A 25,271-nucleotide genomic window follows, 5' to 3' on the forward strand; every position below is an offset into this window, starting at 1 on the left:
GGCGGTGTGCTGCCGCGCCGCGGCTCAGGCCCGGACCTCGGCGACCGCCTCCGCCCCGCCCTCGGGCCCGCTCCCGGCGTCCGTCTCCTCGGTGCCCTCCTGCCGGCCCCGCAGCCACACGTAGACCGGGATGCCCGCGAACAGGAACAGGGCGCCCTGGTAGACGGCCGCGTAGCCGGCGCCGGCGATCAGCCAGAAGGAGAAGGCGAAGGAGAGCGCGGCGACGATCAGGTCCCGGACCAGTCCGGCCGGGCGGACCCGCTCGCGGGTGCCCCGGGCCAGCCAGTACAGCTGGGCGGCGGCGGAGAGCAGATACGGGACGCAGCCGGTGAACGTGGTGATGAGGACCAGGACGCGGAAGGCGGTGTCCGGGTCGTCCGCGTAGTTGATCACGATCAGCAGGGTGCCGAGCACGGCGGTGGCGAGGACGCCGAAGCCGGGCACACCGCCCTTGCCGACCCGGGCGAAGCGCCGGGGGAAGAGGCCGTCGCGGGCGGCGGCGTACGGCATCTGGGCGCTGAGCAGGACCCAGCCGTTCAGGCAGCCGACGATCGAGGCGACGGCGACCAGCGCGATCACCGTGCCGCCCCAGCTGCCGCCCGCGATCGCGTTCACGGCGTCGGCGAAGGGCGCCCCGGACTCCACCAGCTCCTTGTGCGGGACCAGACCGAACACGGCGACCGTGCCGAGGATGTAGACCAGTGCGGAGGCGAGCGTGCCGAGGACGCTGGCGCGGCCCACGGTGCGTTCCGGGTCCTCGACCTCGCCCGCGCTGACGGCGGCCGACTCGACACCGAGGAAGCTGTAGAGCAGGAGCGCGGCGGCGGCGGCGATCGCACCGGGCGTGCTCTCGCCGGAGGCGTTGAAGGGGCCGTAGTTGTCGGCGTCGACGAAGAACAGGCCGATGGTGGCGACCAGCAGCAGTGGTACGAACTTCAGCACGGTGGAGACGACCTGCACGGCGCCCACATAGCGGGTGCCCGCGAAGTTGGCGGCGGCCGGCAGCCACAGGGCGGCCAGGGCCACCAGCGCCGGGACGGCCTTGCTGTCGCCCAGGGGTATCAGCACGTCCACGTAGCCGACCACACCGACGGCGAGCGCGGCGATGCTGACCCAGCACATCGTCCAGTACGACCAGGCCGACAAAAAGCCCGCGAACGGCCCGAAGGCGTCGCGCGGGTAGACGTAGAGGCCACCGGTGACCGGGCTGCGCCGGGCCAGCTTCCCGAAGAGCAGCGCCAGCAGGACGGCGGCCACGGATAGGACGCCGAAGGCGAGCAGGCTGACCGTGCCGTACGGGGCGACGGCGGCGGGGAGCGTGAAGATGCCGCCGCCGATGATGTTGCCCATCACGAGGGCGGTGGCCGCCACGACGCCGAACTTCCGGCCCGGGACGGCCTCGCCCGGCGCGCCCGGCCCGGAGGCCGCGGTCGCCTCGGTGCCGGTGGCCGGGGCCGGTTCGGGCTCGGTGGCCTCGGGGGTGCTGGTGGTGGTCATGGCGGTTCCCGGGGGATGAGCGGGGAAGGGGAGGGCGCGATCGTACCGCCGCGTTCCACATGGTGGGCGATCTGTTCATCTGATGGACACACACGGGGTGGGTCCGCCCCCGTGGCTCGGTTACCGTCGTCGGCATGACCAGCAACGCATCCGGCAGCCCCTCCCCCGTCCCCGGCCCTCCGTCCGGCCCCTTCGCCGCGGCCCTGGCCGACGACGTCCTCGTTCTCGACGGCGGTATGTCCAACCAGCTGGAGTCGGCCGGGCACGACCTGAGCGACGAGCTGTGGTCGGCGCGGCTGCTCGCGGAGAGCCCGAAGGCGATCACCGAGGCCCATCTCGCCTACTACGAGGCGGGCGCGAACGTGGCGATCACCGCCAGCTACCAGGCCACCTTCGACGGCTTCGCCAAGCGCGGGATCGACGGCGACCGGGCGGCCGAACTCATGGCCCTGAGCATCGGGCTGGCCGCGGACGCGGCGGCGGAGGCCGGGACCCGCGGCGGCGCACGCCCGCTGCTGGTGGCCGCCTCGGTCGGCCCGTACGGGGCCATGCTCGCGGACGGCTCCGAGTACCGGGGCCGCTACGGGCTGGGCGTGGCCGAGCTGGAGCGCTTCCACCGGCCCCGGCTGGAGGTGCTGGCCGCCGCCCGCCCCGACGTGCTGGCCCTGGAGACGATCCCGGACACCGACGAGGCCGAGGCCCTGCTGCGGGCGGTGCGCGGTCTGGACGTGCCCGCCTGGCTGTCGTACACCGTCGCCGGTGACCGCACCCGCGCCGGGCAGCCCCTGGAGGAGGCCTTCGCACTGGCCGCCGACGCCGAGGAGATCGTCGCCGTCGGGGTGAACTGCTGCGCGTCCGAGGACGTGGACGGCGCGATCGAGACGGCCGTCCGGGTCACCGGAAAGCCGGTCGTCGTCTATCCGAACAGCGGCGAGACCTGGGACGCGGCGGCCCGGTCCTGGACCGGGCGGTCCACGTTCACCACGGAACAGGTGCTGGGGTGGCGGGCGGCCGGGGCCCGGCTCATCGGCGGCTGCTGCCGGGTGGGACCGGAGGCCATCTCGGCGATCGCGCGGACCCTGGCCTGAGGGGCCGCCCGGCCCGGTCTCACGGACTGCGGCGGAAGCGGCGCAGGGCCGGGAGCGGGCCTCCGCCCGAGGTGACGAAGGTGCCCGCGCCCTGCACCCGCCGGGGGCGCCGGGTGTCGGCGTCCCAGAGCGCGAGTTCGGGGTCGTAGGGGCCGAGCACCATCCGGGGGCCGTCCGGACTGTCCGGGGTGTCCGGGGTGTCGAAGACGCGGACCGGGTGGGTGGGGTCCCAGGCGGGCCAGCCGGGGGTGCCCTCCGTCGCGAAGCGGACCCAGGCGGTGTGCATGGCGGCGGCCAGGTCGCGCGGCGGGTTCTCGCCGGCGAGCTTGGTGGAGGCAGGGGTGTCGCCCGTGTCGAAGACGAAGCCGAGTTCGAGGGCGTGGCAGGAGCCGAGGGCGGGGACGCCGGAGGGCCAGGCGAACTCGTAGAGGTAGGAGTGGGCCTGGCCGAGGCGGGCGTCCGCCACCCGGTGCAGGGGAACGCGCAGGAGGTGGTCGGTGACGAGCCGGCCGACCAGGTCGGCGGTTCCCATGTCGGGGTGGAGGTCGCGGTAGCCGCGGGGCAGCTCCGGACCGCAGCGGCAGCGGGCCCGTGCGCCGGCCAGGGCGACCGCGCCGAGACGGTCCACGCGTTCCTGGAGGCCGCCGGGGACGAGCCAGAGACGGTGTTCGTCACGGGTCCAGCCCATCAGGAGGTCGGTGCCCGGGGCCGCGCCGTGCTCGGTCAGCGCCTCCAGCGGATCGGTGGGCAGCAGCTCGCCGTCGACGACGATGCCGAAGGCGGGACCGCCCAGCACCGGACTGCTGAGACGGCCGACCTCCGCCTGCGCCTCGACGAGAGCGGACCGCTCCACGGCCGCGAACGCCTCGGCGGTCGCCGGGACCTTCAGCCGGGTCGCCATCCGGCGGACCATGCGCCGCACCTTGTCCCGGTCCAGGGCCTCGGGCGGCCCGCTCTGCAGGACCGCCCGTCGGAACAGGCCCCGCGCGCGGGGGACGGCCAGCAGCGCGCCGACGCTGATGGCTCCCGCCGACTGCCCGGCCAGGGTCACCCGGTCCGGGTCGCCGCCGAAGGCGCCGACCGACTCCCGCACCCACTCCAGCGCGGCCAGCTGGTCCCGCAGCCCGAGATTGGGCGGGGCGTCCGGGAAGAGGCCGTAACCCTCCACTCCCAGACGGTAGTTGAGGGACACCAGCACCACACCGTCACGGGCGAAGGCGGCGCCGTCGTAGACCGGCACCGCCGACGAACCCCGGGTGAGGGCGCCGCCGTGGATCCAGACCATGACCGGCAGCCGGGCTCCCGGGCGCGGGTCCGGTGTCCACACGTTCAGGTTGAGGCAGTCGTCGCCCGGGACGACGGGGTCCGAGAGACGGCGGGCGAACGCCTCCGAGTACGGCGGCTTCGCGGGAGTCGGCCCGAAGGCGACGGCCTCCCGCACCCCCGTCCAGGGCTCGGGCGGCGCGGGCGGACGGAACCGGCGCGGACCGAAGGGCGGGGCCGCGTACGGGATGCCCCGGAACACCGCGATCCGTTCGCCGCGGCCGTCCCCGTTCCCGCCCTGGTCGCGGTACTCGTACACGCCGCGTACGGCACCGTACGGCGTCCTCACCACGGGGCCCTGCCGGTCTGCCGTCATCGCACCAGCTCCTCACGCCCGCCCGCTCGTGGACCGTCGTCCACCTCAGAGCACCACATCCCTTCGCGGTATTCCGGTCGTGCCGGGGCTGGGACGGCCGTTCGGGGGACGGGTACCCGGCCGGAGTACGCCGGGGTGCGCGGCCGGGCTCCTGCCGGTACGCCGTCGGGCCGCCGTTCGGTGCGGACGGCCGTCGGGCCGCCGTTCCGGGTGACTACGGCATCGGCGCGGGCCGTGGCTGCTCCCGCTCGGCGAGCGCCTGCAGCCGGTACTGCCCGGGGGTGAGGCCGTAGGCGGCGCGGAAGGCCCGGGTGAAGTCGGCGGCGCGCGGGAAGTTCCAGCGCGCGGCGATCATATGGATCGGTGTGGTGCCGAGGGCCGGGTCGGCCAGGTCGCGGCGGGTGCCCTCCAGCCGCTGTCTCCGTATCCAGGCCGCGACCGTCTCCCCCTGCGTGTACTGCTGGAAGATGCGGTGCAGGTAGCTGACGGAGATGTGGTGCGCGGCGGCGATCGCGGGAGGCGTCAGTTCGGGGTCGTGCAGATTCTGCCGCACGAACGCCCGGATACGTTCCGCCAGGGCCTGCAGACGGGTCTCGGGCGGCAGGGCGGCGTCCGCGTCGAGCAGCTGACCGACCCAGGCCGCGAGCAGGTCCGTCACGACCACCCCCACCCGGGGGGCGTCGGAGGGCTGGAGCGAGTCCGCCCGCCGTTCCAGTCCGGCGAGGAAGTCCAGCAGCAGCGCACCGATTCCCTCGCGCCCCGACAGCCGCCGGTTCAGCAGCTCCCCCACCCGGTGCGGCGGCAGCGGCAGCAGCGCCTTCGGGAGGTCCACGCCGACTCCGCGGAGGACCCGGCGCTCCCGGTCGTCGGCCGGCCGGAAGTCGTAGGGCTGCGAGCTGTCGACCAGGTGCAGATCGTACGCGTGGTACGTGGTGATCCGTCCGGCGTGGTCGAGCACCATGCCGCCGTCGAGCATCAGGGTCAGGTGGTACAGCTCGCGGTCGCACTGGCGCACCATGCGCGGACTCCGCCGGAACCGCGTCGGCAGGAAGGACGTGCGCATCACGGTCGCCGGACCCAGTTCCAGCAGGCCCAGCTGCCCGAAGAACGCGGCGGAGTGGGTGCTGATGAAATCGTTCGAGCGCGTCCGGGCGATCAGTTCCCGCCAGTAGTCGAATCTGTCCGCCTCCGGTACGTCCTCGCTCCGGAACACCGTCCCGATCATCCCGTCCCCCATCGATCCCCCGCCGGGCACTTACGGCGTCACTTTTTAACATGGGTGCGCAGTGCGGCCCGCTCCGGAGGGGCCACGGGCGACGGGCTCGCGTCCCTCGCGCTCCGCTGCGTCCGAATTCCATCGCTCAGCCCGATCGGCCGACCGACCCGGAACCCCTTGTTCGAAGTTTCGAAAGTTTTGGCACGGGCGGTCCTGTGAATCCCTGCTTCTTCCCGCCGTGTTGAGTTGGGCTTACGGTAGGAAGCGCTTGCTACGCGAGGGACGCCTCCGTCGCGCGGGCGACGCTGTTCGAAAATTTCACCGGCCCCCGGGACGGGGCCTGAGAGGTGGAGTCGCGATGGTGCGTGGCGGGAGCGCGACGGCCGGGCCGACGCTCGCGGTGGTGGCACGCGAGGCCGGGGTGTCCGTGCCGACCGCCTCGAAGGTGGTCAACGGCCGGGAGGACGTGGCCCCGGAGACCAGGCGCCGGGTCACCGAGGCGCTGGACCGGCTCGGATACGTCCGCAGACCCCGGTTCGAGGTGACGAAGCCGCCGCGCATGGTCGACCTGGTGGTCCACTCCCTGGAGAGTTCCTGGTCGGGCGCGGTCCTGCACGGTGTCGAACAGGCCGCCCACGACGCCGGCCTGGAGGTCGTGGTCTCGGCCGGTCTGAGCCGCACCCGGGGCGTGCGTCCCGAACGCGGCTGGTTCGACAGGCTCACCGCCCGGGGTTCCGCGGGCGTGCTGTTCAACCTGGCCGAGCTGTCCCCCGCCCAGCACTCCTGGCTCACCCAGCACCGCATCCCGTTCGTGCTCATCGACCCGGTCCTCGAACCGCCGCCCGGCGTGGTGTCGGTCGGCGCGGCCAACTGGCAGGGCGGGATGACCGCGGCCGAGCATCTGCTGTCCCTGGGGCACGAGCGGATCGCGGTGATCGCCGGGTACCGGCGCAAGATGTGCAGCGGCGCCCGGGTGGCGGGTTACCGCTCGGCGCTGGCGGCCGCGAAGATCCCGTACCGGCCGGAGTACGTGCGCTACGGCAACTTCATCGAGACCACCGCCCATCACCGCATGCTCCAGCTGCTCGACCTCCCCGAGCCGCCGACCGCCGTGTTCGTCTGCTCGGACAAGATGGCCCTCGGGGTGTACGCGGCGCTGGCCGAGCGGGGGCTGCGGGTGCCGGACGACATCAGCGTGGTCGGGTTCGACGACCTCCCCGAGGCCCGCTGGGCGACTCCCGGCCTCACCACGGTCCGTCAGCCGCTGTCGGAGATGGCGCAGACGGCGCTCCGGCTGCTGGTGCGGATGATGGAGGGCGACCAACCGGAGGGCACACGCACCGAGTTGTCGACTCGGCTGGTGGAGCGGTCCAGCACGGGGGCGCCACGCTCGGTCTGAGCAGGTGGGAACGGGTTGGCGATGGGCGCGTTTTGGTTCGGTCAAGTGGTTGCGAAGACCCTGAGTGCGGGTGAACGGTGGGCGTCGTGGGACCGTACGGCATAGCAAATCGGCCCCTCGGGGGGTCCGGCGGTTCCAGCGGCCCCGGCCCACTCCGCTCCACCAGCACCGAGCTCCACATGCTCCACAGGGAAGGACCTTCGGGTTGTCGCACATACGCTCGCCGCAGCTTCCGGGACCGACACCGGCACCGGACGACGACAGGACCCCGGACGAAGCCAACCCTCCGGAGCCGACGTCCGTAGCGGCTTCGCCGGACGCGACGGCGACAGCGAGCGAACAGGCGGAAGCGGAGGCTCGTACGGGGGCGGAGGCCACAACCGGCGCCGAGCCCGACTCCACGTCCGCACCCGATGCCGGGCCGGAATCCACGCCGAAGACGGAGACGGACGCGCAGCCCGAGTCGGAGCCGAAGACGGAGACCGAGGCGGAGTCGTCCGCCCCGTCGCCGGACCCGGCACCCGCCTCCACCCCCGCATCCCCCGCACCCTCCTCCGGCTGGCGCACCACGCACCCCCGGGCCGCGCGTTACGTCACCTGGGCCGTGACCGGACTGGCCGTCGCGCTCGTCCTGTTCGCGCTGCTCGTGCCGAACGACGTCACGAAGATCGAGTTCGGACGGTTCCTGCGCCTCCCGGCGGAGGGGATCCTGGTCGGCGGGCTGCTGCTCGTGCTGCCGGCGAAGGCGCGGCGCGTGGCGGTGGTGGTGGTCGGCGTGCTGCTCGGGCTGCTGACGACGCTCAAGATGCTGGACATGGGGTCGTACTGGACCCTGGACCGCCCGTTCGACCTGGTGCTCGACTGGATCCTGCTGGACAACGCGCGGACGTTCGTCCAGGACTCGCTCGGCGACACGGCAGCGCTGGCGGTGACGGTCGGGGTGATCGCGCTGACGCTGGTGCTGCCGGTGCTGATGACACTGGCGGTGGCACGGATCAGCCGGCTGATGACGCGCAACCGCCACACGGCGGGCCGGACGCTGCTCGTCCTGGGCACCGCGTGGATCGTCAGTTCGACGCTGACGCTGGAGGTGGCCGACGTCCCGGTCGCCTCGCACAGCGCGGCGACCCTCGTGGAGAACCGCATCGAGTCGGTGAGCGACGGCCTGAAGGACGGCGAGGCGTTCCGCAAGCAGTCCGCCGTGGACGCCTTCGCGGACGTACCGCCCGAGCAACTGCTGACGGGGCTGCGCGGCAAGGACGTCCTGATCACGTTCATCGAGAGCTACGGCCGCTCCGCGATCGACGACCCGCGGATGGGCGAGCCGCTCAGCCGGACGCTCGCGCAGAAGACGCAGGAGCTGAAGGACGCCGGGTACGCGTCGCAGAGCGGCTGGCTGCGCTCCCCCATCACGGGCGCCGGCAGCTGGCTGGGTCACTCCACGTTCCTGTCCGGTCTGTGGATCAAGAACCAGTCGCGTTACGCCAACCTCGTCGCCAGCGACCGGCTCACCCTCACCGAGGCGTTCCGGCGCACCGGCGCCTGGCGCACGGTCGGTGTCGTGCCGGGTACCCAGAAGGCGTGGCCGGAGGGCAAGTACTTCGGCCTGGACCACATCTACGACTCGGACCAGCTCGGCTACAAGGGACCGAAGTTCAGCTGGTCGACGATGCCCGACCAGTACACGCTGAAGGCGTTCGAGGAGCTGGAGCACGGCAAGAAGGACCGTGAGCCGATGATGGCGGAGATCATCCTGACCTCCAGCCACAACCCGTGGGCGCCCATCCCGAGCACGATCCCCGACGACCAGGTCGGCGACGGGTCGGTCTACCACGGGCTGCAGAAGGCCGAGGGCAAGGACCCCACGGAGGTCTGGAAGGACCCGCTGGCCGTACGGGACGAGTACCGCAAGTCGATCCAGTACTCGGTGAGCAGTCTCGTCGACTTCGTGGCCAAGCACGGCTCCCGGGACACCGTCCTGGTCTTCCTCGGTGACCACCAGCCCAACAAGACGGTCACCGGCGCCAACCCCAGCCACGACGTGCCCGTCTCCATCGTCGCCAAGGACCCCGAGGTCCTGAAGAAGGTCGCCGACTGGGGCTGGACCGACGGTCTCCAGCCCGCCGACAACACCCCGGTGTGGCGGATGGACAAGTTCCGCGACCGCTTCATGACGGCGTTCGGCCCGCAGCGGCCGGGCGGTACCTCCTGACGGACACGGGCGGCGGACTCCGCGGCCCCGGAGGGGCCCCGCGACGGATGCGGGGCCCGTGTCCGATTCCTTCAAGACCGGTCCGCGGCGGTCCGCCTACGGTGGCCGCATGACTCCACGACTCGACGCGATCGGCGTGGTGGCCTCGGACATGGCCGCCTCCGTCGCCTTCTACCGCCGCCTCGGCTTCGCCTTCCCCGAGGGCGCCGAGCAGTTGCCGCACGCCGAGGCCCACCTGCCCGGCGGGCTGCGGCTGCTGCTCGACACCGTGGAGACCGTCCGGTCCTTCCGTCCGGGGTTCCGCCCGGGGACGGGCGGCGGCGCCGGGCTGGCCCTGCTGTGCGACGGTCCGGCCGAGGTCGACGCGGTGTACGCGGAGCTGGTGGAGGCCGGGTACCGGGGCGAGACCCCGCCGTGGGACGCGGTGTGGGGCCAGCGGTACGCGGTCGTCCTCGACCCGGACGGCCACGGCGTCGACCTCTTCGCACCCCTGCCGGCCCCTGCCCCCGCCCCCGAGTAGCCCGGGGCCCTGCGGGGGCCGTTAGCGCCCGCCGAGCAGTTCACCCAGCGGCAGGCCCGCCAACTCCCTCACGTCACGGGCGAGATGGGCCTGGTCGGCGTACCCGCTGCGGGCCGCCGTCTCGGCGAAGGGCACGCCGTCCCGGGCGAGCGCGAGCGCCCGGCGCAGCCGGAGCACACGGGCCAGGGTCTTGGGGCCGTAGCCGAACGCGGCGAGCGATCTGCGGTGCAACTGCCGTGCTCCGAGGCCGAGTTCGTCGGCGGTCGCCGCGACCGGCCGGCCCGCGTCGAGGGCGGCGACGACCTGGCGCAGCACCGGGTCGGGCCGCGCCACCTGGGCAGCCCGTTCCAGGACCGCCTCTTCGAGTCCGCGCACGGGATCCGGGGCCGCGTTCACCCGCGCGGTGAGCCGCCGTACGTCCGCCGGGGACCACAGGTCGGCCAGCGCCACCCGCCGGTCGCGCAGTTCGTGCGCGGGCACCCCCAGGAAGGCGGGCGCCTGGCCGGGGAAGAACCGGAGCCCGGCCCAGCCGCCGGGCGACCCGCCGGTGACGTACGCCCGGGTGTCGGGGCCGGCGACCAGCAGGCGCCCCTCGTGCCACAGCAGGTCCATGCACCCGTCGGGCAGGACCCGCCCGGAGCCCGGTCCGCCCGGGCCGTCGCTCCACACCACGGCCCCGTCCAGCCGGGAAGCCCTTTCCTCGTACACGGGAACGAGGCTACGCCCGGGAGGCCGGCCCGCGTCCGCCCCTGCGGGCGGGGCCGCCGTCAGTCCTCGCCCTTCTTCACGGGTGACCGCAGGCGCGAGGTCACGTCCTCCGGGGGGAGGAAGCGGGACCAGCGCTCCGGGAACTCGGAGGGCATGTCGGGGTCCTCGGGATCGTAGGTGCGGGCGGCGGCGGCACGGGCGACGTACTCGGCGGCCTGTTCCTCGCGCAGGCGCTCGTTGGCGGCGCGGGCGGCGGCCGTGGCGGCGGCCGGCCAGACGCGGTCGATCGCGGCGTTGACGGCGGCGCCGACGAGCACGGCGAAGGCGCCCACACCGATCCAGAGCAGGACGGCGACGGCGGCGGCCAGCGAGCCGTAGATCGTCGCTCCCTCGACCGTGTTGGTGAGGTAGATGCGCAGCAGGAAGCTGCCCAGCACCCACATGCCGAGGGCGACGAGGGCGCCGGGGACGTCCTCGACCCAGGGAGAGCGGACCGGCACCGACACGTGGTACAGCGTCGTCAGGAAGACGATGGACAGGACGATCACGACGGGCCAGTAGAGGACCTGGACGACGGTCGCGGACCACGGGACGATCCGGACGACGGCGTCGGGTCCCGCCACCATCAGCGGCAGGGCGATCGAGCCGATGAGCAGCGCCACGAGGAAGAGCAGGAACGCCATGAGGCGGGTCTTGACGATGCCGCGGACGCCGTCGAGGCCGTACATGACGGTGATGGTGTCGATGAAGACGTTCACCGCGCGGGAGCCGGACCACAGGGCGAAGAGGAAGCCTATGGAGATGACGTCGGGGCGACCGCCCTTCATCACGTCGTCCAGGATCGGCTGCGCGATCTGTGCGACACCCTTCTCGGACAGGACGGTCCGCGAGGCCTCCAGCAGGTTGAGCTCCAGGCTGGCGATGGTGTCGGCGCCGGTCCAGTCGTCGACGTAGCCGAGCAGGCCGATCATGCTGAGCAGCAGCGGCGGCACGGAGAGCAGCGTGAAGAACGCCGCCTCGGCCGCCAGGCCCAGGATGCGGTACTCGATGCAGGAGTTGACGGTGTCCTTCAGGAGCAGCCAGGCGGTCCTGCGCTTGGACACGTCCCGGTAGAGGGCGCGCGCGCGGTGGAGACGCCCATGGGGGCTCGCCGACGGTGGGGGTGACTGACTTGCTGGCTGCACGCCCTAAAGGTATCCGCCTGCGCGTGTCACCCTCACCTCCCGGTGCCGTGGGCCGCGCCGGGGTCCGCGTGCGACGCACGGTTCCCTCCGGTCGCGTGACGAGACAGCAAACCCGGGGAAACCCAGGAGAAATCAAAGGTGATTCCGGATCGCCTTTTCTGTCATGCACGTGCTGGCCGAATCATGACGAGACCCGAAGGTGAACGATCCGGCGCATTCTTTTCTTTTCCTGGAGAGTTGCCCGCTGAAGCCGGGGGCGGGTTCGGGTCCGACATCACGGGAGAGAGCGGAAAAAGGGCGGGAAAGCGTCAATCACCCGACCCTGCTTGACCCGTTCCCGAATGTACCGAAAGAATCCGGATTGCATTCCGCCGCGCCCGTCCGGAGCAGGTGCCGGCAGAGCACAGGCCGGGCAATCCCCTTCGGTCCCCGGCAGGTCCGATCGATTCCGTCCCTCACGTCACCGCTTTCCTTTTCCGCACCCCTCCCCTCCTTCTGTCATTCCGCGCGCCGTCCCGTTCACCCCCGGGCGCCTTCCATCGCACTACCTGTCGCGGAGAAATTCAATGACACGTCCAGCGCCACGGTCCGTGGCGGAAGAACCGGGCGAGGCCAAGAGGGCCGAGCCGGACGCGGAGAAATCGAACACCACCATCGAACGACTTATGGCCGAACTCCTGGCCGATGTCGCTCGCGTCGAACACGTGCCCGCAGAAAGCCACTTCTTCGACGATCTCGGGGCCAACTCGCTCACCATGGCGCATTTCTGCGCCCGCGTCAGGAAGCACCCCGAACTGCCGTCGGTGTCCATCCGGGACGTCTACGGTCACCCCACCGTCCGCAGCCTCGCCGCCGCGCTGACGAACGCCCCGGCCGGGCCACCCGCCCCGCCGCCGCCCGCCGGCCCCGTGCCCGTGGGCAGCACCCTGCGCTACGCCCTGTGCGGGGCCCTGCAGTTGCTCCTCTTCGCCGGGTACTGCCTGCTCGCCACCGCCGGATACGCACGGGGGTACGCGTGGGTGGCGGACGCCTCGGGGCTCGTCGCGGTCTACCTGCGCTCGGCGGTCTTCGGCGCGCTCGCCCTGACCGCCCTGTGCGCCCTGCCGGTCGCCGCCAAATGGCTGCTGGTGGGACGGTGGAAACGCGTGGAGTTCCCCGTCTGGGGGCCGGCGTACCTGCGGTTCTGGACCGTCAGGACGCTGCTGCGCACCAGCCCGATGATCCTGCTCGTCGGCACCCCGCTGTACGTGCTGTACCTGCGCGCGCTCGGGGCCCGCATCGGACCGGGCGTCACGATCCTCAGCCGCACGCTCCCGGTCTGCACCGATCTGCTGACGATCGGGGCGGGCACGGTCATCCGCAAGGACTGCGCCTTCCTCTGCTACCGGGCGCGCGCCGGGCACATCCGCACCGGCCCCGTCACCCTCGGCCGGGACGCCTTCGTCGGCGAGCACACCGTCCTCGACATCGGCACCGCCCTGGGAGACGGCGCCCAGCTCGGCCACTCCTCCGCGCTGCGGGACGGCGAGTCGGTGCCGGCCGGAGAGAGCTGGCACGGCTCACCGGCCCGGCGCACCGCCGTGGACCACATCCGGGTCGCCCCGCTGCCCAGCCGCACGCTCCGGCGCGCCGGCTACGGCCTCGCCGCCCTGCTCCAGGCACTGCTGGTGTACGTGCCGCTGACGGTCGGCGGCGCCCATCTGCTGCTCACCGCCGCACCCGAGCTGGAGACCCTGCTCGACCCGGCGGCGCTGCACCTCACCTCGGCCCGCTTCTACGCGGAGGCGACGGCCCTGTCGCTCGCGCTGTTCGCCGGCTCCGTCGTCGTCGCGGCGGTCTCCGTGTTCCTCGTCCCCCGGCTGCTGCGCCCGCTGGTGCGGCCGGACCGTACCTATCCGCTGTACGGCTTCCACTACTCGGTGCACCGCGCGATCGTCCGGTCGACCAACCGGAAGTTCTTCACCTGGCTGTGCGGCGACAGCTCGTACATCGTCCCCTGCCTCCGGGCCCTCGGGTACGACCTCGCGCGCGTCGAGCAGACCGGCTCCAACTTCGGGACCGCGGTGCAGCACGAGACGCCGTACCTGGTGCGGGTGGGCAGCGGCACGATGGTCGCGGACGGGCTGTCGGTGATGAACGCGGAATACTCCTCCACCTCCTTCCGGGTGTCCCGCACGGCGATCGGCGGGCACAACTTCCTGGGCAACGCCATCGCCTACCCGGTGGGCGGGCGGACCGGCGAGAACTGTCTGCTGGCGACGAAGGTGCTGGTGCCGCTCGACGGCGAGATCCGCGAAGGGGTCGGGCTGCTCGGCTCGCCGCCCTTCGAGATCCCCCGCTCGGTGGAGCGCGACAGCCGCTTCGACCATCTGCGCGAGGGCCCGGAACTCGGCCGCAGGCTCGCCGCGAAGAACCGCTTCAACCTGCGCTCGATGGCACTGTTCCTGTTCCTGCGCTGGCTGCACACCTGCGCGCTCACCGTCCTCGGCTTCGCGGCCTACGACCTCTACGGGCACGGGGACGAGCCGCACGAACTGCTCGCGCTCGCCGCGCTGCCCCTGGCGGCGCTGGTGTTCACCGTCCTGTTCCACGCGCTGGTGGAACGGACCCTGACCCGCTTCCGGCCGCTGCGGCCCCGGCTGTGCTCCATCTACGACCCCGTCTTCTGGCGGCAGGAGCGGCTGTGGAAACTGCCGGACGCCCACCTGGAGGTGCTCAACGGCACCCCGTACAAACCCCTCGTCTGGCGGCTGCTGGGGGTGCGGATCGGGCGCCGGGTCTTCGACGACGGGGTGTACATCACCGAACGGACGCTGACGGCCGTCGGGGACGACTGCACGCTCGCCGCCGGCAGCAAGATCCAGGCGCATTCGCAGGAGGACGGCACCTACAAGTCCGACCACGTCACGATCGGCGCCGGCGCCACGCTGGAGGTCGGGGCGTTCGTCCACTACGGCGTCGTCCTGGGCGAGGGAGCGGTGCTCGCGCCGGACTCCTTCCTGATGAAGGGCGAGCAGGTGCCACCGCACGCGCGCTGGGGCGGGAACCCGGCGACGGAGAACACCGGAGCACGGTGAATCGGGGGAGAACGATGGATCGGTCGGAGTCGGGCGAGGCCGCCCGCGCGTACTGGCACGAGGTGCTCACCGCCGGCGGGCGGACCGTGATACCGCGGTGGAGCACGGACCCGGAGAAGGGGACGGGCGTCCTGGACGTCGCCCTGCCCGAGGAATGGCCCACCGCCGGGGAGGGTACGGCCGCGCTGACGGCCGCCCACGCGAAGGTGCTCGCCGCACTGTCGGGCGAGAGCGAGGTCGTCACCGGCCTGCTGGTGGACGGCAGCCCGCTGCCCTGCCGGATCACCGTCGCACCCGGCGGCACCTGGCGCGCGCTGCGGGAGGGGGCGCGGCGGGCCACGGCGGAGCTGCGGACGCACGCCGGACATCCGGTGGACGCCCTGCGGCACGAACTGGGCCTCGGGGAGCCGCCGTTCGAGACGGTGCTCGACACCGGCGGGGGCGACGACGGCCTCGGCGGGGACGCGGTCCTGCGGGTGGGGCTGGTGCACCGCGCCGACGGCCCGGCGCTGCGGCTGCGCTACCGCACCGACGCGCTCGACGAGGACGCCGCGGCCCGGATCGCCGGCTACCACGTCACCGCCCTCACTCTGCTGGCCACCGCACCGGACGAAGGGCACGAGCGGCGGAGCCTGGTGCCGGACGACGAACTCCGTTTCCAGCTCGACGGGTTGGCGGGGCCCCACCGCGACCTGCCCGACCGCCGGGTGCACGAGCTGTTCGAGCGGCGGGTCGTGACCCGCCCGGACGCCGTCGCGGCCGTCCACGGCGAGCGGCGGTGGACGTACCGCGAACTCAACTCCCGCGCCAACCGGCTCGGTCGGGCCCTGCTGGCCCGGGGCCTGCGCCCCGAGGGCGTGGTCGCGGTGGTGACCGAGCGGAACCTCGACTGGATGGCGGCCGTCCTCGCGGTGTTCAAGGCGGGTGGTGTCTATCTGCCCGTCGAGCCGCACTTCCCCGCCGGGCGCGTCGCGACCACGCTGGCCCGCGCCGGATGCGAGCAGGTGCTCACCGAGCGGGGCTCCACGGCCACGCTGGACGAGGCTCTGACCGCCCTGCCCGGCGTACGGCGGCTGCTGGTGGAGGACGCCTACGACGAGGCCCACCAGGACGGCGACCTCGGCCTGGAGATCGGACCGGACCGGCTCGCCTACATCTACTTCACGTCCGGTTCCACGGGCGAGCCCAAGGGCGCGATGTGCGAGCACGCCGGGATGCTCAACCACCTGTACGCCAAGCTCGACGACCTCGGCATCGGCGCGGGGGACACGGTCGCCCAGACCGCCCCCCAGTGCTTCGACATCTCCCTGTGGCAGCTGCTGGCCGGACCCCTGGCGGGCGGCCGGACCCTGCTGGTGGAGCAGGAGGCGATCCTGGACGTCGGACGGTTCGTCGACCGGGTGGTGGACGGCCGGGTGAACGTGCTCCAGGTCGTGCCGTCGTACCTCGAAGCGGTCCTCGCCCACCTGGAGCGGCACCCGCGCCCCCTGCCCGACCTGCGGCGGGTGTCGGTGACCGGGGAGGCGCTGAAGAAGGAGCTGGTGGAGCGCTGGTTCGCGCACGAGCCGGGCACACCCCTGGTCAACGCCTACGGGCTGACCGAGACCTCCGACGACACCAATCACGAGGTGATGGACCGGGCCCCCGAGGGGAGCCGGGTGCCCCTGGGCCGTCCCGTGCACAACGTCCGCGTGTACGTCGTCGACGAGAGCCTCTCGCCGGTGCCGCTGGGCGCGCCCGGGGAGATCGTCTTCTCCGGGGTCTGTGTCGGGCGGGGGTACGTCAACGACCCCGAGCGCACCGCGCACGCCTTCACCACCGACCCGTACCGGCCCGGCGAACGGCTCTACCGCAGCGGGGACCACGGACGCTGGCGGCCCGACGGGAAGCTGGAGTTCCTGGGCCGCCGGGACACCCAGGTCAAGGTGCGCGGCTTCCGTATCGAGATCGGCGAGGTGGAGAACGCGCTGCTCGGGGTGGCGGGCGTGCGGGACGGTGCGGTGGTGGTCGCCGGGGGCGGGCACCTGGTGGCCTTCCACTCGGGCCGGCCCCTGCCCGTCGAGGAACTGCGGGACCGGCTGGCGGCCTCGCTGCCGGCGTACATGGTGCCGTCGGTGTTCCACCGGCGGGAGAGCCTGCCGCTGACCGCCAACGGCAAGACCGACCGGCGGGCGCTGACGGCGCTGGCCGAGGAACTCGGCACGGGGGACCGGGAGGCGGGCGGGCCGCCCGCGACGGCCACCGAGGAGCGGCTGGCCGATGCCTGGGCCGAGGTGCTCGGGGTGCCGCGGGCCCGGATCGGCCGGCACGACCACTTCTTCGACCGGGGCGGCACCTCGCTGGCGGCGGTGCGGCTCGCGATCGCGCTGCGGCGAGCGGTCTCCCCCGCCGACGTGACCGCGCATCCGGTGCTGTCCGGGCTGGCCGCGCTGATCGACACGAGGGCCGGCGCCGCCGGAGCGGGGAGGCCGTCATGAGCTTCCTGAGCCGCCGCCGGGCCGCCGGGCGCCGCCGGGAGGACACGGCGACCGGGGTCTCCCTTCCGCTGCCGGACATCGTGCTGTCGACCGACGGTCCGCCGCTCCTCACCGTCACCCCCGGCGAACCCGCCTCCCGGTGGGCGGCCGGACGACGGGGGGCGCTGCGGGCCGCCGTCGCGGAGCACGGTTCGCTGCTGGTGCGCGGACTCGGGCTGCGGGACGCCGCCGAGGTGGGCGGGGTCTTCCGGGGCCTGACCGACACCCTGACGGTCGAGCGGGAGGCGTTCGCGCCCCGGCGGACGTACGGGGACGGGGTGCACGCGCCGACGGCCTGGCCGTCGAACCAGCCGATGTGCATGCACCACGAGTCGAGCTACGCCCTGGACTTCCCCGGCCTGCTGCTCTTCGCCTGTCTGGAGGCCGCCGGGCGGGGCGGGGCGACCGGGGTCGCCGACGCGGCCGCCGTGCTGGACGCGCTGCCGGCGGAGGTGACCGAGCGGTTCGAGCGGGAGGGCTGGCTGCTCACCCGCTCGTACAACGACGAGATCGGGGCGTCGGTCGCCGAGGCGTTCGGCACCGACGACCGTGCCGCCGTCGAGACCTACTGCCGGGCGCACGCGATCGACGTCGACTGGCGGCCCGACGGGTCGCTGCGCACCCGGCAGCGGCGCCCCGCCGTGCTGCGGCACCCGGTGACGGGACGCCGCTGCTGGTTCAACCAGATCGCCTTCCTCAGCGAGTGGACCCTGGACGCCGAGGTGCGCGCGTACCTGGTGGACGTGTACGGGGCCGACGGACTGCCCTTCAACACCCGCTACGGCGACGGCACCGCGATCGGCGCCGACGTCGTCCGGACCCTCAACGAGGTCTACGAGGCGCACACCGTCCGCCGGGCGTGGCGGCCGGGCGACCTGCTCCTCGTCGACAACATCCGCTGTGCCCACGGCCGTGAGCCCTTCGAGGGGCCCCGCGAGCTGCTGGTGGGCCTGGCCGATCCGGTACGGGCGGCCGGTTTCCCGACGAAGGACGAGGTGAGTCGCGTATGACCGAGGTTCCGGGTTTCGCCGTGATCTCCGGCGCCCAGGTGCAGCAGGCCCTGCGGGGCCGGGAGCGGGAGATCGTCGACCTGGTCGAGTCCGTCTATCTCCTGCACGGCGACGGGAACACGGGGGACACGGTCAACCCGCCGTCGTACTTCCTCCGTTTCCCCGACCGTCCGTCCGCGCGGATCATCGCGCTGCCCGCCTCGCTGGGCGGGAAGGTCCGGGTGGACGGGTTGAAGTGGATCTCCAGTTTCCCGGAGAACACGGCGTCCGGGCTGCCGCGCGCCTCGGCCGTGCTGATCCTCAACGACCATGCCACCGGCTATCCGTTCGCGTGTCTGGAGGCCTCGGTCGTCAGCGCGACGAGGACGGCGGCGTCGGCGGCGCTGGCCGCCGACCGGCTGAGCGCGCGCCGGGGGGCGCCGCGCCCGGCCCGGGTCGGCTTCGTCGGCACCGGCCTGATCGCCCGGTACGTCCACACGTTCCTCGCGGCGACCGGGTTCGTGTTCGAGGAGGTGGGGGTGCACGACCTGTCCGCGGACAGCGCGGCCGGGTTCCGGGGGTACCTGGAGCGGTCCGGCGCCACGGGCCGGGTGACCGTGCACGACGGTGCCGAGGGCCTGATCCGGGCCAGCGACCTGGTGGTGTTCGCGACGATCGCGGGCGAGCCGCACGTCCGTGAACCGAAGTGGTTCGCCCACCACCCGCTGGTGCTGCACGTGTCGCTGCGCGATCTCGCGCCCGAGGTGCTGCTCGCGTCGGCGAACTTCGTCGACGACGTCGAGCACTGCCTCAAGGCGGACACCTCACCGCACCTGACCGAACGGCTCACCGGAAACCGGGACTTCCTCGACGGAACGCTCCACGACGTCCTCACCGGCCGGGCGGACGTGCCGGACGACCGTCCGGTCGTCTTCTCACCCTTCGGCCTCGGGGTCCTCGACCTCGCGGTCGGCGCCCATGTCCACGGGGAAGTGGCCCGCTCCGGCGGACTGCGGGTCGTGGACGACTTCTTCCACGAGCTGCGCCGCCACGGCTGAGGGGCCGGGCGCAGCGCGTACGACAGTGCACGACCAGGGGGGCAGCGGTGCCAGTCATATCCGTTCCCACGGACTTCAACGAGGAGGAGCTGTACGTCGATCTGCGCCAGGTCGTCGGACATCGGCTCTTCCTGAAGTGCGAGGGGTTCAACTTCGCCGGCTCGATCAAACTCAAGGCCGCGTCCGAGATGGTGCGGGCGGCCGAACGGGAGGGGCGTCTCGGGCCGGGGGCGACGCTCGTGGAGTCGTCGTCCGGCAATCTGGGCGTGGCGCTGGCCATGATCGCGGCGAGCCGGGGCTACCGGTTCCTGTGTGTGACCGATTCCCGGTGCAATCCGCAGACCCGGCGCATGATCGAGGCGCTGGGCAGCCGGGTCCACGTCATCTCCGAACCGGACCCGCACGGCGGTTTCCTGGGGGCGCGGATCTCGTACGTCCGCGCGCTGTGCGCCACCGACCCGGGGTACGTGTGGCTGGACCAGTACACCAACGAGGCGAACCGGCAGGCGCACTACCGCACCACCGCGCCCGCCGTCGCCCGGCAGTTCCCGAGCCTGGACGTGCTGTTCGTCGGGGTCGGCACCTCCGGGACGCTGATGGGGTGCGCCCAGTGGTTCTGGGAACGGCGGCGCCGGGTGCGGATCGTGGCCGTGGACAGCGTCGGCTCGGTGGCGTTCGGCGGGGCGCCGGGCCGCCGGATGATCCCGGGGCTCGGCACGAGCGTGGCCCCGGCGCTGCTGGACGCGTCGTGCGTGGACGACGTCGTCCGGGTGGAGGAGATCGACACCGTACGGGCCTGTCACGGCATGGCCCGGCGCGGGTTCCTGTTCGGGGGGTCCACCGGCACGGTCGTCAGCGGCGCGGGCGCCTGGCTGGCCCGCAACGGCTCGCCCGACATGACGGCGGTGGCGATCTCCCCGGACCTCGGGGAGCGCTATCTCGACACGATCTACCGGCCGGGCTGGCCGCAGGAGCAGTACGGGGAGGCGGTGGCGGCGCCCGAGGCGGAGTTCGGGACGGGGGATGTGGGGACGGGCGAACTGGCGGCGCCCGTCTGAGGCGGCCGCCGTGATCCGGCGCCGGACCGTCCTGGTCCGCGCCGGACACCCGTCAGCCGGACACCGGTGGCATCTCCGTGACGACGTCCCGCCGCCGGGTAGGTTCCGGACATGGCATCCAGCACCCACGAAGTGACCAATCAGGCTCCGCCCCTGGTGGACTACGACGTCTTCGCCGCCGACAAGGTGCTCGACGAGGCGGTCGCACGGCATCTGGCGCCGGAGCTGGTGGACGAGGCCCGCGAGGAGCTGTCGGGGTTCGGCCGGACGTCGGGCTCCGCCCAGGTGCAGGAGTGGGGGCGGCTGGCGAACGAGAACCCGCCGAAGCTGCGGGCGTACGACCGGTACGGGAACCGGGTGGACGAGGTGGAGTTCCATCCGTCCTGGCACCGGCTGCTCGGCAAGGGCGTCTCGGCGGGGCTGACGGCGGCCTGGACGCGGCCCGGCGGGCATGTGCGGCGGGCGGCGGCGTTCGTCGTCTGGACGCAGGTCGAGGCGGGCAACGGCTGCCCGCTGTCGATGACGCACGCGGCGGTGCCCGCCCTGCGCACGGACCCGGCGCTCGCCGCGGAGTGGGAGCCGCGGCTGACGTCCCGGCTCTACGACTGGGACATGCGGCCCGCCGCCCGGAAGGCGGGTGCCCTCTTCGGGATGGGCATGACCGAGAAGCAGGGCGGCAGCGACGTGCGCGCCAACGCCACCGCGGCGCGGCCGCTGGCCGAGGACGGGACGTACGAGCTGACCGGCCACAAGTGGTTCTGCTCGGCGCCGATGTCGGACGGGTTCCTGGTGCTGGCGCAGGCTCCGGGAGGGCTGACGTGTTTCCTGGTGCCCCGGGTGCTGGCCGACGGGTCGCGGAACGTGTTCCGTATCCAGCGGCTGAAGGAGAAGCTGGGCAACCGGTCGAACGCCTCCGCCGAGGTCGAGTTCGACGGGACGTGGGCGCGCCGGGTCGGGGACGAGGGCCGCGGGGTGCGGACGATCATCGGGATGGTGGCGGCCACCCGGCTGGACTGCGCGCTGGGCGCGGCCTCGCTGATGCGGCAGGCGGTGGCGCAGGCGGTGCACCACTGCGCTTACCGGGAGGCGTTCGGCGGGCCGCTGATCGACAAGCCGCTGATGCGCAACGTGCTCGCGGACCTGGCGCTGGAGTCGGAGGCGGCGACGGTGCTGGCGATGCGGGTGGCCGCGGCCTACGACGCGGCGGAGGCGGGCGCCGAGAACGAACGTGCGTTCCTGCGGCTGGCGGTGCCGGTGGCCAAGTACTGGGTGACCAAGCGCTGCACCCCGCTGGTGGCCGAGGCGGCGGAGTGCCTGGGCGGCAACGGCTACGTCGAGGAGTCCGGCATGCCCCGGCTGCTGCGCGAGTCCCCGCTCAACTCGGTCTGGGAGGGCGCCGGGAACGTGCAGGCCCTCGATGTGCTGCGCGCGCTCCAGCGCGAGCCGGGAGCCCTGGACGCCTATCTGCGGGAGGTGGGCACGGCCCGGGGCGCCGACCACCGGCTCGACGGAGCGATCAAGGACCTGCTCACCGAACTCGCCGACCTGGAGGGCGTCGAGGCCCGTGCGCGGCGGCTCGTGGAGCGGCTCGCCCTCGTCCTCCAGGGCGCGCTCCTCGTGCGGTACGCGCCGCCGGCGGTCGCCGACGCGTTCTGCGCCTCCCGGCTGGGCGGCGACCGGGGCTCGGCGTTCGGCACCCTGCCGCACACCCTGGATCTGGCGTCGATCGTGGAGCGGGCGCGCCCGGTCGGCTGAGGCTCCGCCCCGGGAGGGACGCCGCGCCGGGGGCGGGCGCCCCTCTTCCGGGTGGTCCGGCGCGGGGGTGGTGCTGCGCCGACACGGCACCACCCCCGCCACCAGAGCCCCCACGAGCGGAGCACGTACGCCGCACCGGGCGACGTGGCACAAGTTTCGAGGAGGGCCCCGGTCGTCCGCCAGGGTTGCAGGGGGTTGCAACTCGTCCGCGCTCTGTGGCCGGAGTGCGCCCCTCCGTGGCCGAGAAGCGGCAGACTATGAAGCCCGCAGTCAACGCCGTCGCGCAGATCCGGGCTTCCGCGGCCACCGGGGCCGAGGAGTCACCGGCCTGCCGGGGAGGAACGAGTGCCGCACTCGCCGATGGAAGTCGCGCGGCTCACCGCCACGGACGCCGCCCGGGCGGCCCGCGTCCTCGGCGAGGTACACGCCCACACCCTCGACGGACGGCCCTCGAAACCCGCCCCGCGCCCCGCGATCCGCGAGTCCTGGGGGCGTACGGTGCGCAGCGGTGTCGATCCCGATCACGACTTCCGGTCCGATCTCCTCGGCCGCGACGAGATCGAGCGCCGCCGCCGGACCACACGGCTGCGTCACGTCCTGCCGGTCCTGCGGGAAGGGCTGCTCTCCCTCGCGGACACCACGCAGCACATCATGATGGTGGCGGACGCCGACGCCCGGGTGCTGTGGCGGGAGGGCAGTCCGGCCGTGCTCCGCAAGGCCGACGGACAGGGGCTCGGGATCGGCGCGGACCTGCGCGAGGAGACCGTCGGCACGAACGGCATCGGCACGCCCCTCGTCTCGCGCCGGGCCGTACAGGTCTTCTCCGCCGAGCACTTCGTGCGCGCGCTGCACCCCTGGACCTGCACCGGAGCCCCGGTCACGGACCCGCGGGACGGCAGGCTGCTCGGTGTGGTGGACATCAGCGGCCCCCTGGAGACGCTGCACCCCTCCACCCTCGCCCTGGTCGACGCGGTCGCCCGACTCGCCCAGGCCCGGCTGCGGGACCTGCATCTGACCTCGCTCGAACAGCTGCGGGCGGTGGCGGCGCCGGTCCTCGCCCGCATCGGCGGCCGCGCGGTCGCCGTCGACCGGGACGGCTGGACGGCGGCGGTGACCGGCATGCCGTACACCAGCCGCCTGGCCCTGCCCACGTCGCTCTCCCCCGGCCGCTGCCGGCTCCCGGCGCTCGGGCCGTGCACCGTCGAGCCGCTGCCCGGCGGCTGGTTGATACGCCCCACGGCCGATCCGGCGCTCACCCCGGCCGCCACGCACATCACCCTCGACGTCTCCCGTCCGCGCCACTGGAGCGTCACGGTGGCCGGCTGCGCGGGCTCCTGGACGCACGAACTCACCCCCCGCCACGCCGAACTGCTGTACCTGCTCGCCCTGCACCGCGGCGGCCGCAGCGCCTCCGCCCTCGCCGCCGACATGTTCGGCGACCCCGCGCGCACGGTCACCGTCCGCGCGGAGATGTCCCGGGTGCGCCGCTACCTCGGCGCCTTCCTCGACCACCGCCCGTACCGCTTCACCGAGCGGGCCGACGTCGAAGTGCGGCTGCCCGAGGTCCCGTTGGACCTGCTGCCGCATTCGGTGGCACCCGGGGTGGTGCGGGCGCGGGGGGCCGTTCCGCTCGGCGTCCCGCAGCACGAGGAGCCACCGGGACACGAGCGCGCCGGGCCGGTCCCATGAGCCCCGCTCGAACATCCGCAGCAGCTCCCGGTGAACGGATCATGGCCTCGGAGTGAGGGATCTCCCTGTATTTCCGGGGACCTCGGCGTGACACGTGTCCCACTGCCGTAGCATCGCTGCCAGGCCGCCCCACCTGCCTCCCCGTCAAGATCTTCTTCACGGGCGGCAGTTGGCCGTCCCCGGGAGGTTTTATGCAGCACCGTGGCAGGCACCGACGACGCAGACGGGGACGTGCGCTGCGCGCGTCCCTGGCGGGCACCGCGCTGGCGCTCACGGCGGCGGCCACCCTGATCAGCACGTCACAGGCCGCGGGCGGCAGCACGCCGGGCGCGCTCTCCTCGATCACCTCGGCCGGTGAGCTGAGCAGGCTCCAGCTGCGCGAGACCCTGACCGACCCCTCCGCGCTGCGCACCCTGGCCGGCCGGACGGGCGGCACGGTCGGTGTCGACGAGGTGCTGCGCAGCGCGAACCACGCGATGCGCGGCCGGGGCGACTGTTTCGACAGCGAGAAGGGCAACCTGCCCGTCGAGCCGGCGGCCGTGCGGGCGTACTGCTGGGAGGCGGGCGACGCGGTCGACGCCAAGTGGGTCCCCCGCTCGGTGACCACGTCCCGGGACAACCGGGTGATCGCGGCCGGCTGGTCGCACACCGGGCTGCGGAGCGTCCCGCCCGGCGGCGGCTCGGCGAACGCGGACCGCCCGGGCACGGGCCGCGGGGGCGGCGCGGCCGTCACCGTCGACGAGAAGGGACTCGCCCGGGTCGCCTTCGTCGACGCGAGCGACCCGGCGAACCTGGTCTACCGATGGGTCCTGCTGGTCGTGCCGACCTCCGGCGGACAGGGCTTCGAGGGCCTGCGCTCCCGGCTCGGCGGCATGGCCTGGTACGACGACAAACTGATCGTCACCGCGCGGGGCCCGCACGGCCGCGGCGGGCAGGACGACTCCCTGTACGTGTTCGACCTGGCCCGTTTCCTCCGCGCCGACGTCACCGACAGCGACGCGATCGGCAGGACGGCCAAGGGCTGGTCGGCGCACCACTACCGGTACGCGCTGCCGGCGGTCGCCGCCTACAGCCCCCCGGCGGGCGACGGCTGCGACGCCCGCGACAACGACGGGGTGCCCTGCCTCGGCTCGCTCTCCCTGGACCGGACGTCGACCCCGCCCACGGTCGTGGCGACCGAGCGGTTCCGGCCCGGCCGTGAGGAGCCCGCCCGCGTCTGGCGCTACGCCCTCGACATCACCGGCGACCGCACCGGCCTGCTCACCACCGGCGGACACCGGAGCGACGCCGTCGCCACCGAGGCGTACGAGACCGAGGCCACCGGTGTCCGGGGCGTCCTCGCCCGCCACGGGGGCTGGTACGTCGACCAGGCCGCCGAGGAGCGCGGCACGCACGGCACGCTCTGGCGGCAGGACGAGGGCGGGGCCGACGCCGCCAAGTGCCCGGCGGGCGGGTCGAGCGGCGCCTCGGGCGCGGACCTGGAGTCGTACGCCTGCTGGGGGCGGCACACCTCCTCCCTCTCCTACTCGCCGGAGACGGGCCAGCTGTGGACGCTCACCGACCCGATCCCGGAGCGCCTGCTCTACGCGGTGCGGCTGCGGGACGTCGACGGCGCCCTGGAGTAGGCCGCCCGCCCGGTCCGCACCCCGGCGGCCCGGCCCGCCTT

At 73.4% G+C, this 25,271-nt stretch carries 17 protein-coding genes; 12 read left to right on the forward strand and 5 right to left on the reverse strand.

What is annotated here, in order from left to right; all coding sequences use genetic code 11:
* Positions 1-24: 24 nt before the first annotated feature.
* The gene (locus PYR72_RS13115) at positions 25-1,497 is read right to left on the reverse strand and encodes an amino acid permease (RefSeq protein ID WP_275455516.1); all 1,473 of its coding nucleotides are present in this window, start codon (positions 1,495-1,497) and stop codon (positions 25-27) included.
* A 134-nt stretch (positions 1,498-1,631) separates the two neighbouring features.
* Between PYR72_RS13115 and mmuM the strand changes: the two genes are divergently transcribed.
* Positions 1,632-2,585 (forward strand): homocysteine S-methyltransferase, encoded by a 954-nt coding sequence (gene mmuM / locus PYR72_RS13120; protein ID WP_275455517.1) that lies wholly within the window; start codon positions 1,632-1,634, stop codon positions 2,583-2,585.
* A gap of 19 nt (positions 2,586-2,604) precedes the next feature.
* Here mmuM and PYR72_RS13125 read toward each other — a convergent pair whose 3' ends face one another.
* Both PYR72_RS13125 and PYR72_RS13130 read right to left on the reverse strand, forming a co-directional pair.
* The gene (locus PYR72_RS13125) at positions 2,605-4,224 is read right to left on the reverse strand and encodes a carboxylesterase family protein (RefSeq protein WP_275455518.1); all 1,620 of its coding nucleotides are present in this window, start codon (positions 4,222-4,224) and stop codon (positions 2,605-2,607) included.
* A gap of 214 nt (positions 4,225-4,438) precedes the next feature.
* Positions 4,439-5,449, reverse strand: coding sequence for a helix-turn-helix domain-containing protein (locus PYR72_RS13130; RefSeq protein ID WP_275455519.1), 1,011 nt, complete (start codon positions 5,447-5,449; stop codon positions 4,439-4,441).
* A 349-nt stretch (positions 5,450-5,798) separates the two neighbouring features.
* Between PYR72_RS13130 and PYR72_RS13135 the strand changes: the two genes are divergently transcribed.
* The 3 genes from PYR72_RS13135 (at position 5,799) to PYR72_RS13145 (ending at position 9,571) form a co-directional block, all read left to right on the forward strand.
* Positions 5,799-6,839, forward strand: a complete 1,041-nt coding sequence (locus PYR72_RS13135) for a LacI family DNA-binding transcriptional regulator (RefSeq protein ID WP_275455520.1) — start codon at positions 5,799-5,801, stop codon at positions 6,837-6,839.
* Positions 6,840-7,044: 205 nt separating this feature from the next.
* Positions 7,045-9,051 (forward strand): sulfatase, encoded by a 2,007-nt coding sequence (locus PYR72_RS13140; RefSeq protein ID WP_275455521.1) that lies wholly within the window; start codon positions 7,045-7,047, stop codon positions 9,049-9,051.
* Positions 9,052-9,160: 109 nt separating this feature from the next.
* A complete protein-coding gene (locus PYR72_RS13145; RefSeq protein ID WP_275455522.1) occupies positions 9,161-9,571 on the forward strand; it encodes a VOC family protein in 411 nt (136 codons plus the stop codon).
* A gap of 21 nt (positions 9,572-9,592) precedes the next feature.
* Here PYR72_RS13145 and PYR72_RS13150 read toward each other — a convergent pair whose 3' ends face one another.
* Positions 9,593-10,279, reverse strand: a complete 687-nt coding sequence (locus PYR72_RS13150; RefSeq protein ID WP_275455523.1) for a helix-turn-helix domain-containing protein — start codon at positions 10,277-10,279, stop codon at positions 9,593-9,595.
* 59 nt (positions 10,280-10,338) lie between these two features.
* Positions 10,339-11,463, reverse strand: a complete 1,125-nt coding sequence (locus PYR72_RS13155) for a YihY/virulence factor BrkB family protein (RefSeq protein ID WP_173402848.1) — start codon at positions 11,461-11,463, stop codon at positions 10,339-10,341.
* Between the two features lie 566 nt (positions 11,464-12,029).
* Between PYR72_RS13155 and PYR72_RS13160 the strand changes: the two genes are divergently transcribed.
* The 8 genes from PYR72_RS13160 to PYR72_RS13195 all read left to right on the forward strand — a co-directional run bounded on the left by PYR72_RS13160 (position 12,030) and on the right by PYR72_RS13195 (position 25,230).
* Positions 12,030-14,540 (forward strand): Pls/PosA family non-ribosomal peptide synthetase, encoded by a 2,511-nt coding sequence (locus PYR72_RS13160; RefSeq protein ID WP_275455524.1) that lies wholly within the window; start codon positions 12,030-12,032, stop codon positions 14,538-14,540.
* Between the two features lie 14 nt (positions 14,541-14,554).
* Positions 14,555-17,017: an amino acid adenylation domain-containing protein gene (locus PYR72_RS13165; RefSeq protein WP_275455525.1), complete on the forward strand. Its 2,463-nt coding sequence runs from the start codon at positions 14,555-14,557 to the stop codon at positions 17,015-17,017.
* Positions 17,014-18,066: a TauD/TfdA family dioxygenase gene (locus tag PYR72_RS13170; protein ID WP_275455526.1), complete on the forward strand. Its 1,053-nt coding sequence runs from the start codon at positions 17,014-17,016 to the stop codon at positions 18,064-18,066. Before PYR72_RS13165 ends, PYR72_RS13170 begins: the two co-directional genes overlap by 4 nt.
* Positions 18,063-19,103 (forward strand): 2,3-diaminopropionate biosynthesis protein SbnB, encoded by a 1,041-nt coding sequence (gene sbnB / locus PYR72_RS13175; protein WP_275455527.1) that lies wholly within the window; start codon positions 18,063-18,065, stop codon positions 19,101-19,103. The genes PYR72_RS13170 and sbnB overlap by 4 nt, the downstream gene beginning before the upstream one ends.
* Positions 19,104-19,150: 47 nt before the next feature.
* Positions 19,151-20,161 carry a 2,3-diaminopropionate biosynthesis protein SbnA gene (gene sbnA / locus PYR72_RS13180; RefSeq protein ID WP_275455528.1) on the forward strand — a complete coding sequence of 337 codons (1,011 nt, stop codon included), beginning with the start codon at positions 19,151-19,153 and terminating at the stop codon, positions 20,159-20,161.
* 111 nt (positions 20,162-20,272) lie between these two features.
* Positions 20,273-21,916, forward strand: a complete 1,644-nt coding sequence (locus PYR72_RS13185; protein ID WP_275455529.1) for an acyl-CoA dehydrogenase family protein — start codon at positions 20,273-20,275, stop codon at positions 21,914-21,916.
* 360 nt (positions 21,917-22,276) lie between these two features.
* Positions 22,277-23,605 carry a helix-turn-helix domain-containing protein gene (locus PYR72_RS13190; RefSeq protein ID WP_275460399.1) on the forward strand — a complete coding sequence of 443 codons (1,329 nt, stop codon included), beginning with the start codon at positions 22,277-22,279 and terminating at the stop codon, positions 23,603-23,605.
* 191 nt (positions 23,606-23,796) lie between these two features.
* Positions 23,797-25,230 (forward strand): hypothetical protein, encoded by a 1,434-nt coding sequence (locus tag PYR72_RS13195; protein ID WP_275455530.1) that lies wholly within the window; start codon positions 23,797-23,799, stop codon positions 25,228-25,230.
* Positions 25,231-25,271: the final 41 nt, after the last annotated feature.

Source organism: Streptomyces sp. VNUA24 (assembly GCF_029167005.1).
Classification (GTDB): Bacteria; Actinomycetota; Actinomycetes; order Streptomycetales; family Streptomycetaceae; genus Streptomyces; species Streptomyces scabiei.

What these genes read in the sequence shown, in the direction of transcription:
- PYR72_RS13115 (WP_275455516.1), bottom strand. Translation starts at nt 1,497, where the DNA reads ATGACCACCACCAGCACCCCCGAGGCCACCGAGCCCGAACCGGCCCCG.
- mmuM (WP_275455517.1), top strand. Translation starts at nt 1,632, where the DNA reads ATGACCAGCAACGCATCCGGCAGCCCCTCCCCCGTCCCCGGCCCTCCG.
- PYR72_RS13125 (WP_275455518.1), bottom strand. Translation starts at nt 4,224, where the DNA reads ATGACGGCAGACCGGCAGGGCCCCGTGGTGAGGACGCCGTACGGTGCC.
- PYR72_RS13130 (WP_275455519.1), bottom strand. Translation starts at nt 5,449, where the DNA reads ATGATCGGGACGGTGTTCCGGAGCGAGGACGTACCGGAGGCGGACAGA.
- PYR72_RS13135 (WP_275455520.1), top strand. Translation starts at nt 5,799, where the DNA reads ATGGTGCGTGGCGGGAGCGCGACGGCCGGGCCGACGCTCGCGGTGGTG.
- PYR72_RS13145 (WP_275455522.1), top strand. Translation starts at nt 9,161, where the DNA reads ATGACTCCACGACTCGACGCGATCGGCGTGGTGGCCTCGGACATGGCC.
- PYR72_RS13160 (WP_275455524.1), top strand. Translation starts at nt 12,030, where the DNA reads ATGACACGTCCAGCGCCACGGTCCGTGGCGGAAGAACCGGGCGAGGCC.
- PYR72_RS13165 (WP_275455525.1), top strand. Translation starts at nt 14,555, where the DNA reads ATGGATCGGTCGGAGTCGGGCGAGGCCGCCCGCGCGTACTGGCACGAG.
- PYR72_RS13170 (WP_275455526.1), top strand. Translation starts at nt 17,014, where the DNA reads ATGAGCTTCCTGAGCCGCCGCCGGGCCGCCGGGCGCCGCCGGGAGGAC.
- sbnB (WP_275455527.1), top strand. Translation starts at nt 18,063, where the DNA reads ATGACCGAGGTTCCGGGTTTCGCCGTGATCTCCGGCGCCCAGGTGCAG.
- PYR72_RS13185 (WP_275455529.1), top strand. Translation starts at nt 20,273, where the DNA reads ATGGCATCCAGCACCCACGAAGTGACCAATCAGGCTCCGCCCCTGGTG.
- PYR72_RS13190 (WP_275460399.1), top strand. Translation starts at nt 22,277, where the DNA reads ATGGAAGTCGCGCGGCTCACCGCCACGGACGCCGCCCGGGCGGCCCGC.
- PYR72_RS13195 (WP_275455530.1), top strand. Translation starts at nt 23,797, where the DNA reads ATGCAGCACCGTGGCAGGCACCGACGACGCAGACGGGGACGTGCGCTG.